Raw genomic sequence first — 11,867 nt, 5'->3', positions numbered from 1 at the left:
TACATCCTTTCAGGAGCAATACGATGCGTGTGATTCTGCTGGGGGCACCGGGTGCCGGCAAAGGTACTCAGGCTCGCTTCATCACCGAGAAGTTCGGCATTCCGCAGATCTCCACCGGCGACATGCTGCGTGCCGCGATCAAGGCCGAGAGCCCGCTGGGCCTGCAGGTCAAGGACGTGATGGCCAGCGGTGGCCTGGTCTCCGACGAGATCATCATCGGCCTGATCAAGGAGCGCATCGCCGCTGCCGACTGCGTCAACGGCTTCCTGTTCGACGGCTTCCCGCGCACCATCCCGCAGGCCGAAGCCCTGCGCGACGCCGGTGTGGACATCGACCACGTGCTGGAGATCGCCGTGGAAGACCAGGAGATCATCAGCCGCATGTCCGGTCGCCGCGTGCACCCGGCCTCCGGCCGCACCTACCACCTGCAGTACAACCCGCCGAAGGTGGCTGGCAAGGACGACGAGACCGGCGAGGACCTGATCCAGCGCGAGGACGACCAGGAAGAGACCGTGCGCAAGCGCCTGGACGTGTACCACGCCCAGACCCTGCCGCTGGTCGGCTTCTACCAGGACCTGGCGCAGACCGCCGGCAAGCCGAAGTACTCGCGCGTCGAGGGTGTCGGCAGCGTCGAAGAGATCACCGCCAAGGTGCTCGCCGCGCTGAGCTGATCGCTCCCCTGCTGCCACGAACGGCCCGCCCTGTGCGGGCCGTTTGCATTTACAATGCCCGCCCGTTTGCCATCACACCGGATACCGTCATGACCACCCTGCTGGCCCTGGATACCGCCACCGAAGCCTGTTCCGTCGCCCTGCTGCACGAGGGCCGCGTGCTCAGCCGCTACGAGGTGATCCCGCGCCTGCATGCCCAGCGCGTGCTGCCGATGGTCCAGGAGGTGCTGGCCGAGGCCGGCATCGCCCTGGCGGCGGTCGACGCCATCGCCTTCGGCCGCGGCCCGGGCGCCTTCACCGGCGTGCGCATCGCCGTCGGCGTGGTCCAGGGCCTGGCCTTCGCCCTCGACCGGCCGGTGCTGCCGGTCTCCAACCTCGCCGTGCTCGCCCAGCGCGCCCACCGCGAGCAGGGCGCGAGCCGGGTGGCCGCTGCCATCGATGCGCGCATGGACGAGGTCTACTGGGGCTGCTACCAGCTGGAAGGCGGCGAGATGCGCCTGGCCGGTGTCGAAGCGGTGCTGCCGCCGGAGCAGGCCGCCCTGCCGCGCGGCGCCGACGGCGAGTGGTTCGGCGCCGGCACCGGCTGGGGCTATGCGGCGCGCATCCCGCTGGCGGTCAGCGCCATGGACGCCGGCCTGCTGCCGCACGCCGAGGATCTGCTGCAGCTGGCGACCTTCGCCTGGGCGCGCGGCGAGGCCGTGGCGGCCGAGCAGGCCCAGCCGGTCTACCTGCGCGACAACGTGGCCACGCCGAAAAAGGGCTGAGGCCCGTGCTGCCGTACTTCCTCGGCTGTCCGTCGTGGAACGAGCCGGCCTGGCGCGGTGGCCTGTATCCGGCCGGCAGCGCGAGCCGCGACTTCCTCGCCGCCTACTGCCGGGTGTTCAATACGGTGGAAGGCAACACCACCTTCTATGCCCGGCCCGCCGTCACCACCCTGGCGCGCTGGGCGCAGACCATGCCGGAAGGCTTCCGCTTCTGCGCCAAGCTGCCGCGCGACATCAGCCACGAGGGTGACCTGCGCGCCAGTCTCGCCGCCGCCGGCGACTTTCTCGAGCTGCTGGCGCCACTGGGCGCGCGGGTCGCACCGCTGTGGCTGCAGCTGCCGGCCAGCTTCGGCCCGCCGCGGCTCGCCGAGCTGGCCGCCTTCATCGACGGGCTGGCCGCGCCGCATGGCCTGGCGGTCGAGGTGCGCCACCCGGCGTTCTTCGCCCGCGGCGACGAGGAGAAGGCGCTCAACCGCCTGCTGCTGGAGCGCGGCGTGGAGCGCATCGGCCTCGACTCGCGCGCGCTGTTCAGCTGCACCGAGCGCAGTCCGGCGGTGCTCCACGCGCAGAGCAAGAAGCCGCGCGTGCCGCCGCGCCCGGCGGCCTTCACCCACCAGCCGCAGGTGCGCTTCATCGGCCATCCCGACCTCGCAGCCAACGACGCCTTCCTCGCTCCCTGGCTGGACAAGGTCGCCGCCTGGATCGAGGAAGGCCGCGCGCCGCACGTCTACCTGCACACCCCCGACAACCACCGCGCGCCCGAGCTGGCGCGGCGCTTCCATGCGCAGCTGATGGCGCGCCTGCCCGGCCTGCCGGCGCTGGCCGAGAGCAGCAGCGGCGAACAGCTCGGTCTGCTGTAGGGTGCGCCATGCGCACCGCTGGCTAGCTAGGGCAGTGCTCGATGGTGCGCATGGCGCACCCTACCGATGGAAGTCGTGCCAAAGTCGCGCCCCGCCACCGCACCTTTCGCGCTACCCTCGCCGCACCACCACGGACCGGATTGTCTGCCATGCCCCTGCCGCGCCTGGCGCTGCTCGTCGCCCTGGCCATGCTGGCCTTCGCCGCCAACTCGCTGCTGTGCCGCATCGCCCTGCGCGACGGGCATATCGACGCCGCCAGCTTCACTGCCCTCCGCCTCGCCTCCGGCGCCCTGGCGCTGTGGCTGATCGTCCGGCTGCGCGCGGGCGCCGCCAGTCCGCTGGCGGGCAACTGGCCGTCGGCGCTGGCCCTGTTCGCCTATGCAGCGGGCTTTTCCTGGGCCTACCTGCAGCTGTCCGCCGCCACTGGTGCGCTGCTGCTGTTCGGCGCGGTGCAGGCCAGCATGATCCTCTGGGGACTGTGTCGCGGCGAGCGGCTGACGGCGGGACAGGGCTGCGGCCTGCTGCTGGCCGGTGCCGGGCTGGCCGTGCTGCTGCTGCCCGGCGCCAGCGCGCCGGCGGCGCTGCCGGCGCTGGCCATGCTGCTGGCCGGGGTGGCCTGGGGCGTCTACTCGCTGCGCGGCCGCGGTGCGGGCGACGCCACGGGCAGCACCGCCGGCAACTTCCTGCGCTGCCTGCCGCTGGCCCTGCTGCTCGGCCTTGCCGGCCTGCCCTGGGCGCATCTGGACGGCGCCGGGGTGTTCTACGCGCTGCTTTCCGGCGCGCTGGCCTCGGGCTGTGGCTATGCCCTGTGGTACGCGGTGCTGCCGGCGCTGCGCGCCACCCAGGCGGCCACCGTGCAGCTCAGCGTGCCGCTGATCACCGCGCTGCTCGGCGTGCTGCTGCTCGGCGAGCCCTTCGGGACGCGCCTGCTGCTGGCCGCGGCGCTGCTGCTCGGCGGGGTGGCCTGGGTGCTGCTCGGCCGCGCGCCTGCGCGCTAAGGCGATCTTTGGCAGAATGGCGGCCCCTTTCCCCTGCCCGGTAGCCCCGATGTCCGCCAGCCCCGCCCGTGTCCGCGTCGAAGCCCTGAGTCCCGCCCATGCCGCGGCCGCCCATCAGTGGGCGACCCGGCTCGGACTGGCGGAGGAGGGCGAGGCCGAGTTCGCCCTGCAGCTGGGCGACGCCGGCCTGCAGCTGGTCGACCTCGGCCCGGATGCTCCGGGTCCGGTGCGCGTCGACTTCGTCGAGGGCGCCAGCGCCCATCGCCGTCTGTTCGGCGGCGGCAGCGGGCAGATGATCGCCAAGGCAGTCGGCATCCAGAGCGGCGTGCGTCCGCGCATCCTCGACGCCACCGCCGGCCTGGGGCGCGACGCCTTCGTGCTGGCCAGCCTCGGCTGCGCGCTGACCCTGATCGAGCGCCAGCCGCTGGTCGCCGCGCTGCTCGAGGACGGCCTGGAGCGCGCCGCCCGCGACCCCGAGGTGGCGCCGATCGTCGCGCAGATGCAGCTGCTGACCGGCAACGCGGTGGAGCTGATGCAGGGCTGGGCAGGCGAGCCGCCGCAGGTGATCTACCTCGACCCGATGTTCCCGCACCGCGACAAGAGCGCGCTGGTGAAGAAGGAGATGCGCCTGTTCCGCCCGCTGGTCGGCGACGACCTCGACGCCCCGGCGCTGCTCGCGGCGGCGCTGGCGCTGGCCAGCCATCGGGTGGTGGTCAAGCGCCCGCGCAAGGCGCCGTGCATCGACGGCCCCAGGCCCTCGTACCAGCTGGAGGGCAAGTCCAGCCGCTACGACATCTACCCGAAGAAGGCGCTCAAGGGCTAGGCTGAAGGCATCGACCGCGGGATGAGGGCAGCCCCGTGCAGAATGTCCGCGTAGCGCTGTTCATCGATGCCGACAACTCGCCGAGCCGCAAGATCGAGGGCATCCTCGCCGAGCTGGCGGTGCTCGGCGTGGTGTCCATCCGCCGCGCCTACGGCAACTGGAAGAGCCCGCGGCTGGAGTCCTGGGTGCAGGTGCTGCACGAGCACGCCATCCAGCCCATCCAGCAGTTCGACCTGGTCAAGGGCAAGAACGCCACCGACATGGCGATGGCCATCGACGCCATGGACGTGCTGCACGGCAAGCCGGTCGAGGTGTTCTGCCTGGTGTCCTCGGACTGCGACTTCACCCCGCTGGTCACCCGCCTGCGCGCCGACGGCAAGCAGGTGATCGGCTTCGGCGAGCGCAAGTCGCCGGAACCCTACGTCAACGCCTGCTCGCGCTTCGTCTACCTCGACGACATGCCGGTGGAGGTGACCATCCAGCCGCTGGGCACCAGCGCCAACCCCGCCGAGGCCGAGGAGGAGGGGGTGGCTTGCGTGCCGCCGGCGGTGGCGCTGGTCAGCCGGCGCAGCGCATCCCAGCTCAAGGGTGACAGCAAGCTGATGAGCCTGCTGCGCAACGCGGTGCTGTACGCCGCCGACGACGATGGCTGGGCGCCGCTCGGCCTGGTCGGCTCGCGCATTGCCAACCAGGCCTCCTTCGAGCCGCGCAACTACGGCTATTCGCGGCTGATCGACCTGTTCGCCGCCATCGACCTGTTCGAAGTGCGCCGCGTCGGCAACCACCCGCAGGTGCGCTACCGGCGGCGTTCCCCTGCCTCCTGAACGCGCGCCAGCGGTGTGCGGCAAATGTCGACTGCGTCGCCCCGCTGCAAAAAAAAGGCCCTTCATGTCGCATGGGTTATTGGCGATTGCGTTGCCATGGCCTAGTGTCGATGGGCCGCCAGGATCGCGGCGGTACCCCGTCACTGACACAAGGAGTGTCGATCATGTCGAAACTGCGTGTTTCCTCCCTGCTGTTCGCCCTGCTCACCGGATTCTCCACGCTGGCCTCGGCTGCCGAGGCACCGGCGTCTGCCGCCCCGCCGGTGGCGGTTCAGGCGACGGCCGAAGCGCCGCTGGCCAAGGTCGATCTGAACAGCGCCGACGCGGAAACCCTGGCGCGCGAGCTGAACGGCATCGGCGAGGCCAAGGCCCGCGCCATCGTCGAGTATCGCGAGGCCAATGGCGCGTTCACCTCGGTGGACGAGTTGCTGGAAGTGAAGGGCATCGGTGCGGCGACGCTGGAAAAGAATCGCGAGCGGCTGGTCGCCAACTGAGGCTATGCCTGTCTGAACGAAGGGGCCGGTCTCGCGACCGGCCCTCTTGTCTGCTGGACCTTTGTGGCGTTCAGCCGAAGAACTTGCCGAGCATGCGGGCGACGAAGCCGCCCTCGATGTTGCGCTTGACGAAGGACACGTAGTGCTTGTCGTCGCGCTTGATGTGGTTGGTCAGCCACAGGCCGATGTCGGTGCGCACTTCCTTGGCTACCCGGAAGGTTTCCTCGCCCTTGCCCAGACGCTCGTGGTAGGCGTGGGCGCGGGCCTTGAAGGCCTCGTGCACCTGGTGATGGGCCTCCAGCATCGGGTAGCCGGCCTTGGCCATCAGGCTTTCCTCGAAGGTGTTGTGGGAGATGGCATAGTCGATCAGCGACTTGATGACGTGCTCGACTTCGTCGGCGTTGCGCGTCTTGATCGCGTGGTCGATCTCCTCCAGATACTCGAAGATGCGCTTGTGCTGCTCATCGATGATATCGATGCCGGTTTCGAATTCTGCTGTCCAGGAAATGACAAAGCTCATGGCGTAGATCCCTTGTCCTGTGAACGTTTGAATCGCGCTGGCGTGGTGCCCTGCATATCTTCCGCCGGCGCTCGTCCTGCTCGCCGGTAGCCATCGGTGACAGGCGTCAGCCTGACCGGGCACGCACGTCCTCGTGGTCCGTGCGGTTGGATGGATATCAGGTGCTGGGGTTGTTGCTCGTTCCCTGAGTCAGGCCTCCCCTGGAGGTGTGGATGTGTATGGCAGGCCGGAGTTGGCTGGATGGCATGGGTGTTCGTCTCTTTTATTGTTGTTATCGGGGACTGCTACTGCCTGCGCTGCAGGTCCGGTCTGGTAGCCGGCCTGCAGGCCTGGTCGATCGCCGCCAAGGCGATCAGCCGAAGAACTTGCCGAGCATGCGCGACACGAAGCCGCCGTCCAGGCTCTTCTTGACGAAGGGCACGTAGTGCTTGTCGTCACGCTTGATGTGGTTGGTCAGCCACAGGCCGATGTCGGTGCGCACTTCGCGGGCCAGGCGGAAGTGGTCTTCGCCGTTGCTCAGACGCTGGCCGTAGGCTTCGGCGCGGGTCTTGAAGGCTTCATGCACCTGATGGTGGGCGTCCAGCATCGGATAGCCGGCCTTTTCCATCAGGCTTTCCTCGAAGGTGTTGTGCGAGATGGCGTAGTCGAGCAGGGCCTTGATCACGTACTCGACCTCGCTGGTCGACTGGGCCTTGATGGCGTGATCGATCTCGGACAGATATTCGAAGATGCGCTTGTGCTGCTCGTCGATGATATCGATGCCCGTGGCGTACTCGGGCGACCAGGAAATGACGAATCCCATGAAGGTTATCCTTGCTGTAAACGTTTCGACTTACTTTTAGTGGTTTGTTCTGTAAGCCCCACGCGAAGGTGCGTGGGCTTTCAGTATCACGATGTCGCAGTAAAGGCCATAGTCCGCTTGTGGGCTTTTTCGCGAAGCCTCGGTTTTGTGAACTGTTTGGCAATTTCGTTCCGGGCCGGGAGAGTCGCGCGGGAGGGGCGGAAAGTTTGACGCCCGTCCGGCAAGTCTCTAACCTGCGCCACCTGCTTCAGGTGCCCCCCAGTCCAGACTCGGAGGGGTGAAACAGGGAAGCCGGTGCGTATATGTAATGATTCTTTCATTGCAATTTTGATACCAAGCCGGCGCTGCCCCCGCAACGGTAGGCGAGTCGAGAAGCCACACCGGCAGATGAGCGACGCTCCAGAGGCGTCCGCCAACTGCCAGGCCACTGTGTCCAGACACGGGAAGGCGTGGATTCGGGAACCCTCGGGTTCCGCTCGCAAGCCCGGAGACCGGCCTGTCGCATCCACGGTATCGCGGAGGGCGCTACCCGTCGGGTGGGCGGCCTGCGTGTCCTGCTGTCCGTTCGTCGTCCGGTCCTCTGCATGCCTTCGCAAGCCAATCGCGCGGGTGAGCGCGATGCAGAGAGTGATCGATGAGACATGCCCTTCTGCGGCCGACAATCGTCGTGCTGTGTAGTCTTTCCTCCATTCCCGTCCTGGCGCACGAAGCGCTGTCGGTCGAGCCCCTGCTGGTGACTGCCAGCCGCACGACGCAGACGGCCAGCGACGCACTGGCCTCCGTGACGGTGATCGGGCGCACCGAAATCGAGCGCCGCCAGGCCGCCTCGCTGCCCGAGCTGCTGCGCGGCGTGCCGGGCGTGACGCTGGCCAACAACGGCGGCCCGGGCAAGAGCAGCTCGCTGTTCCTGCGCGGCACCGAGTCCGACCACGTGCTGGTGCTGATCGACGGCATCAAGGTCGGTTCGGCCACCAGCGGCAGTGCCGCCTTCCAGGATCTGCCTGTGGAGCTGATCGAGCGCATCGAGATCGTCCGAGGTCCGCGCTCCAGCCTGTACGGTTCGGAAGCCATCGGCGGGGTGATCCAGATCTTCACGCGCCGGGACGGCGGCGCCGGCCTGCGGCCGTTCCTCTCGGCGGGCACGGGCACCCACGACAGTCACAGCGGCAGCGCCGGGCTGTCCGGGCGCTCCGGTGCGAGCTGGTTCAGCCTCGGCGTCTCGTCCAGCGACACCGACGGCATCAACGTCAAGCCGCGCGGCGCCAGCGGCTACGAGGACGACAGCGACGGCTACCGCAACCTGTCCGGCTCCTTGCGCGCCGGCCACCGCTTCGCCAACGGCCTGGAACTGGACGGCAGCTTCCTGCAGGCCGAGTCGCACAACGATTTCGACAGCACCACGGGCGAGGACGCCTATACCGAGGGGGTGCAGAAGGTCGCCGGCCTGCGCGCACGCCTTGCCCCGCTCGAGCCCTGGCTGGTCACCCTGCAGGCCGGGCGCAGCGAGGACCGGTCGGACGCCTTCGAGGACGGTGGCTTCAATTCGCGCTACGACACCCGTCGCGACTCGCTGTCCTGGCAGAACGACGTGACCCTGGCCGCGGGCCATACCCTGGTGCTGGGCGTCGACCACCAGCACGACGAGATCGACAGCACCAGGAGCTACGCCGAGGACTCGCGCGACAACGACGGCTACTTCGCCCAGTACCTCGGCGGGGCGGGGCGCCACGACTGGCAGCTGGCGCTGCGCCGCGACGACAACCAGCAGTTCGGCGATCACGATACCGGCAGCGCCGCCTGGGGTTACGCCCTGGGCCCGACGCTGCGCGTCCATGCCAGCTACGGCACGGCCTTCAAGGCGCCGACCTTCAACGAGCTGTACTACCCCGGCTACGGCAACCCCGCGCTGGATGCGGAGAAATCGCGGACTGTCGAGCTGGGGCTGAACGGCAGCCCCGGCTGGGGGCACTGGACGGCCAGCGTGTACCGGACCCGGGTCGACGATCTGATCAGCAGCGTGCGCGTCAACGGTGCAAGCCTGGCGCAAGGGGTCGACGAGGCGCGCATCCGCGGCCTCGAACTGCAGGTCGGCAGCGACCTGCGCGGCTGGGAGTGGACTGCCGGTTACAGCCTGATGGACGCCGAAAACCGCTCCAGGCGCTCCAGCCGCTCCGGCATTGCCTACTACGGCAAGGATCTCAGCCGGCGCCCCGGGCAGACCTTCAACCTCGACGTCGACCGCGCCTTCGGTCGTGTCAGCGTGGGCGGCACGCTCTACGCGCGGGACTCGGCCTACGACGATCTGGAAAACCAGAGCGAACTGTCCGGCTACGCCAGCCTCGACCTGCGCGGCGAGTACCGCCTCGACGACGAGTGGCGCCTGCAGGCGCGGGTGAGCAACCTGCTCGACGCCGACTACCAGACCGCCGCCGGCTACAACCAGCCGGGCCAGGCGGTGTACTTCACAGTGCGCTACCAGGCGCTCTGAGACAGGGGCGCTGGCAGGGCAGAGGTTTTCCCCGCAGCTGTTGTAAACCCAGCACGGCGCCGACATTTTGCAGCGCCAGCTACACCATCCGATGCCATCTACCCGAGGAGTTCCACCATGCTCGACCTTTCCCCCCGCTGCCGCCTGGCCATCGGCATCGTCCTGGCCGCACTGCTGGCCATGACCCGCGGCCACCATTTCGGCGACCTCGACCTGCCCAGCGCCTCCTGGGCGGTGTTCTTCCTCGCCGGCGCGCTGCTGCCGGCGCGCCTGGCCTTCCCGGCGCTGTTCCTCGAGGCGGTCGCCCTCGATCTCGTCGCCGTGACCTGGGGCGGGGCGAGCAACTGGTGCGTGACCCCGGCCTACTGGCTGCTGCTGCCGGCCTACGCTGCGCTGTGGTTCGGCGGCCGGGTCTATGCCGGCTGGCACCGCGACGACCTCGCGGCGCCGCCGCGCCTGCTGGCCTGCCTGCTCGCCTCCAGCTTCGCCTGCCACCTGCTGTCCAGCGGCGGCTTCTGGTTCTTCTCCGGTCGCTACCCCGAGGCGACCCTGGCCGGCTTCCTGCCGCGCATCGCCACCTACTACCCGCAGTCGCTGCAGGCGCTGGCCCTGTACGTCGGCGCGGCCGCGCTGCTGCTGGCCGCCGCTCATGCCTGGAAGCAGGCCCGTGGCCTGGAGGCGAGCCGATGAGCACTCAGGACGAACTGGCGCGCGACGAGCGGCACAAGGCGCGCATGCAGCGCAAGAAGGCGGTGGTCGATGCCAGGATCGCCGAGGCCGATGCCGAGCGCGGCCTGCTGCTGGTCAACACCGGCAATGGCAAGGGCAAGAGCAGCGCCGCCTTCGGCATGCTGGCGCGCACCCTCGGCCACGGCCTCAGGGCCGGCGTGGTGCAGTTCATCAAGGGCGCGGCGAGCACCGGCGAGGAGGCCTTCTTCCGCCGCTTCCCCGAGGAGGTGCGCTACTTCGTGATGGGCGAGGGCTTCACCTGGGAGACCCAGGACCGCCAGCGCGACATCGAGAAAGCCGAAGAGGCCTGGGCGGTGGCCCGCGCGTTGCTGCAGGACCCGCAGGTCGCCCTGGTGGTGCTCGACGAGCTGAACATCGCCCTCAAGTACGGCTATCTGCCGCTGGACAGGGTGCTGGCGGATATCGCCGCGCGCCCGCCGCTGCAGCACGTGGTAGTCACCGGCCGCGGTGCGCCGGCCGGGCTGATCGAAGCGGCCGACACGGTCAGCGAGATCGGCCTGGTCAAGCACGCCTTCCAGGCCGGGGTGAAGGCGCAGAAGGGAGTGGAGTTCTGATGGACGTGCGCCACTGTCCCGCGCTGCTGATCGCCGCTCCCGCCTCCGGGCAGGGCAAGACCACCGTCACTGCCGCGCTGGCCCGCCACCACGTCAACCAGGGGCGGCGCGTGCGGGTGTTCAAGTGCGGGCCGGACTTCCTCGACCCGATGATTCTCGCCCGCGCCTGCGGCGCGCCGGTGGATGCGCTGGACCTCTGGCTGGTCGGCGAAGAGGAGTGCCGGCGCCGCCTGTGGCAGGCGGCAGGCGAGGCCGACCTGATCCTCATCGAGGGGGTGATGGGCCTGTTCGACGGCACGCCTTCGGCCGCCGACCTGGCGCGGCGCTTCGGCGTGCCGGTGCTGGCGGTGATCGACGGCTCGGCGATGGCGCAGACCTTCGCCGCCATCGCCCACGGCCTGGCCAGCTACCAGAGCGACCTGCCGTTCGCCGGCGTGCTGGCCAACCGGGTCGGCAGCGCGCGCCACGGCGAGATCCTGCGCGATTGCCTGCCGGCGCACCTGCGCTGGTTCGGCGCGCTGCCGCGCGACGCCGCCATCGAGCTGCCCAGCCGTCACCTGGGGCTGGTGCAGGCGGCCGAGCTGGCCGACCTCGATGCCCGTCTGGACGCTGCCGCCGCGGCGCTGGCCGCGAGTGCCGAGTTGCGCCTGCCGGCGCCGGTCGGGTTCGCCGTGCCCGAGCCGTTCGGCCACTCGCCGCTGCTGCGCGGCGTGCGCATCGGTGTGGCCCGCGACGCCGCCTTCGCCTTCGTCTACCCGGCCAACCTCGACCTGCTGCGCGCGCTGGGGGCCGAGCTGGTATTCTTCTCGCCGCTCGACGACCGGCAACTGCCGGCAGTGGACAGCCTGTACCTGCCGGGTGGCTATCCGGAGCTGTACCTGCAGCAACTGGCCGGCAACCTGGCGATGCGCGAGGCGATCCGCGCCCACCATGCCGCCGGCAAGCCGATCCTCGCCGAGTGCGGCGGCATGCTCTACCTGCTCGACGGCCTGACCGACCTGGGTGGCACCCGCGGCGAACTGCTCGGCCTGCTGCCGGGCGAGGCGCAGATGCAGCCCAGGCTGGTGACCCTGGCCATGCAGGAGGTCGAGCTGGACGGCGAGCGCCTGCGCGGGCACAGCTACCACCACTCGCGCATGGAGTGCACGCTGGAGCCCATCGCCCACGGCGAATGCCCCAACTACCGGCGCGCCCGCGAGCCGGTGTACCGCAGTGGCCGGCTGACCGCCAGCTACATCCACTTCTACCTGCCCTCGGCACCACGCGCAGCAGTCGCGCTGCTGCGCCCGTGAATCACCTGGAGATCTTGCCGGCCCTGC

Annotated in this window: 13 protein-coding genes and 1 riboswitch; of the genes, 11 read left to right on the top strand and 2 right to left on the bottom strand. The window is 69.5% G+C overall.

What is annotated here, in order from left to right; genetic code table 11:
• Positions 1–23 precede the first annotated feature (23 nt).
• The 7 genes from adk to RA210_RS07325 all read left to right on the top strand — a co-directional run bounded on the left by adk (position 24) and on the right by RA210_RS07325 (position 5,434).
• Positions 24–671 carry an adenylate kinase gene (adk, locus tag RA210_RS07355; protein WP_136490901.1) on the top strand — a complete coding sequence of 216 codons (648 nt, stop codon included), beginning with the start codon at positions 24–26 and terminating at the stop codon, positions 669–671.
• An 89-nt stretch (positions 672–760) separates the two neighbouring features.
• Positions 761–1,435: a tRNA (adenosine(37)-N6)-threonylcarbamoyltransferase complex dimerization subunit type 1 TsaB gene (gene tsaB, locus RA210_RS07350; protein WP_201485940.1), complete on the top strand. Its 675-nt coding sequence runs from the start codon at positions 761–763 to the stop codon at positions 1,433–1,435.
• Positions 1,436–1,440: 5 nt separating this feature from the next.
• A complete protein-coding gene (locus tag RA210_RS07345; protein WP_201485939.1) occupies positions 1,441–2,295 on the top strand; it encodes a DUF72 domain-containing protein in 855 nt (284 codons plus the stop codon).
• A gap of 149 nt (positions 2,296–2,444) precedes the next feature.
• Positions 2,445–3,293 carry a DMT family transporter gene (locus RA210_RS07340; protein WP_201485938.1) on the top strand — a complete coding sequence of 283 codons (849 nt, stop codon included), beginning with the start codon at positions 2,445–2,447 and terminating at the stop codon, positions 3,291–3,293.
• 49 nt (positions 3,294–3,342) lie between these two features.
• Positions 3,343–4,116, top strand: coding sequence for a class I SAM-dependent methyltransferase (locus RA210_RS07335; RefSeq protein ID WP_201485937.1), 774 nt, complete (start codon positions 3,343–3,345; stop codon positions 4,114–4,116).
• 35 nt (positions 4,117–4,151) lie between these two features.
• Positions 4,152–4,940, top strand: coding sequence for an NYN domain-containing protein (locus tag RA210_RS07330; protein WP_136490906.1), 789 nt, complete (start codon positions 4,152–4,154; stop codon positions 4,938–4,940).
• A 164-nt stretch (positions 4,941–5,104) separates the two neighbouring features.
• Positions 5,105–5,434, top strand: a complete 330-nt coding sequence (locus RA210_RS07325) for a ComEA family DNA-binding protein (protein ID WP_136490907.1) — start codon at positions 5,105–5,107, stop codon at positions 5,432–5,434.
• Between the two features lie 70 nt (positions 5,435–5,504).
• On the opposite strand, the gene RA210_RS07320 is transcribed toward RA210_RS07325, so the two are convergent.
• Both RA210_RS07320 and RA210_RS07315 read right to left on the bottom strand, forming a co-directional pair.
• Positions 5,505–5,954, bottom strand: a complete 450-nt coding sequence (locus RA210_RS07320) for a bacteriohemerythrin (protein WP_136490908.1) — start codon at positions 5,952–5,954, stop codon at positions 5,505–5,507.
• 352 nt (positions 5,955–6,306) lie between these two features.
• Entirely contained in the window at positions 6,307–6,756 is a 450-nt protein-coding gene (locus tag RA210_RS07315) for a bacteriohemerythrin (RefSeq protein WP_136490909.1), read from the bottom strand.
• A gap of 232 nt (positions 6,757–6,988) precedes the next feature.
• A riboswitch (cobalamin riboswitch) is annotated at positions 6,989–7,270 on the top strand.
• Positions 7,271–7,390: 120 nt separating this feature from the next.
• Between RA210_RS07315 and btuB the strand changes: the two genes are divergently transcribed.
• The 4 genes from btuB to RA210_RS07295 all read left to right on the top strand — a co-directional run bounded on the left by btuB (position 7,391) and on the right by RA210_RS07295 (position 11,840).
• Positions 7,391–9,244 (top strand): TonB-dependent vitamin B12 receptor, encoded by a 1,854-nt coding sequence (gene btuB / locus RA210_RS07310; protein ID WP_201485936.1) that lies wholly within the window; start codon positions 7,391–7,393, stop codon positions 9,242–9,244.
• A 117-nt stretch (positions 9,245–9,361) separates the two neighbouring features.
• Entirely contained in the window at positions 9,362–9,934 is a 573-nt protein-coding gene (locus RA210_RS07305; protein ID WP_201485935.1) for a hypothetical protein, read from the top strand.
• Positions 9,931–10,548 (top strand): cob(I)yrinic acid a,c-diamide adenosyltransferase, encoded by a 618-nt coding sequence (gene cobO / locus RA210_RS07300; RefSeq protein ID WP_201485934.1) that lies wholly within the window; start codon positions 9,931–9,933, stop codon positions 10,546–10,548. Before RA210_RS07305 ends, cobO begins: the two co-directional genes overlap by 4 nt.
• A complete protein-coding gene (locus RA210_RS07295) occupies positions 10,548–11,840 on the top strand; it encodes a cobyrinate a,c-diamide synthase (protein ID WP_201485933.1) in 1,293 nt (430 codons plus the stop codon). Before cobO ends, RA210_RS07295 begins: the two co-directional genes overlap by 1 nt.
• Positions 11,841–11,867: the final 27 nt, after the last annotated feature.

This window comes from Pseudomonas sp. OF001, from assembly GCF_904426495.1.
Classification (GTDB): domain Bacteria; phylum Pseudomonadota; class Gammaproteobacteria; order Pseudomonadales; family Pseudomonadaceae; genus Geopseudomonas.
The sequence above is the reverse complement of the archived record's forward strand: the minus strand, read 5'-3'. Positions and strand labels throughout refer to the sequence as shown.

Bases quoted from the DNA above. Each gene is read 5' to 3' on its own strand.
- adk (WP_136490901.1), top strand. From the start codon at position 24: ATGCGTGTGATTCTGCTGGGGGCACCGGGTGCCGGCAAAGGTACTCAG.
- tsaB (WP_201485940.1), top strand. From the start codon at position 761: ATGACCACCCTGCTGGCCCTGGATACCGCCACCGAAGCCTGTTCCGTC.
- RA210_RS07340 (WP_201485938.1), top strand. From the start codon at position 2,445: ATGCCCCTGCCGCGCCTGGCGCTGCTCGTCGCCCTGGCCATGCTGGCC.
- RA210_RS07335 (WP_201485937.1), top strand. From the start codon at position 3,343: ATGTCCGCCAGCCCCGCCCGTGTCCGCGTCGAAGCCCTGAGTCCCGCC.
- RA210_RS07325 (WP_136490907.1), top strand. From the start codon at position 5,105: ATGTCGAAACTGCGTGTTTCCTCCCTGCTGTTCGCCCTGCTCACCGGA.
- RA210_RS07320 (WP_136490908.1), bottom strand. From the start codon at position 5,954: ATGAGCTTTGTCATTTCCTGGACAGCAGAATTCGAAACCGGCATCGAT.
- RA210_RS07315 (WP_136490909.1), bottom strand. From the start codon at position 6,756: ATGGGATTCGTCATTTCCTGGTCGCCCGAGTACGCCACGGGCATCGAT.
- btuB (WP_201485936.1), top strand. From the start codon at position 7,391: ATGAGACATGCCCTTCTGCGGCCGACAATCGTCGTGCTGTGTAGTCTT.
- RA210_RS07305 (WP_201485935.1), top strand. From the start codon at position 9,362: ATGCTCGACCTTTCCCCCCGCTGCCGCCTGGCCATCGGCATCGTCCTG.
- cobO (WP_201485934.1), top strand. From the start codon at position 9,931: ATGAGCACTCAGGACGAACTGGCGCGCGACGAGCGGCACAAGGCGCGC.
- RA210_RS07295 (WP_201485933.1), top strand. From the start codon at position 10,548: ATGGACGTGCGCCACTGTCCCGCGCTGCTGATCGCCGCTCCCGCCTCC.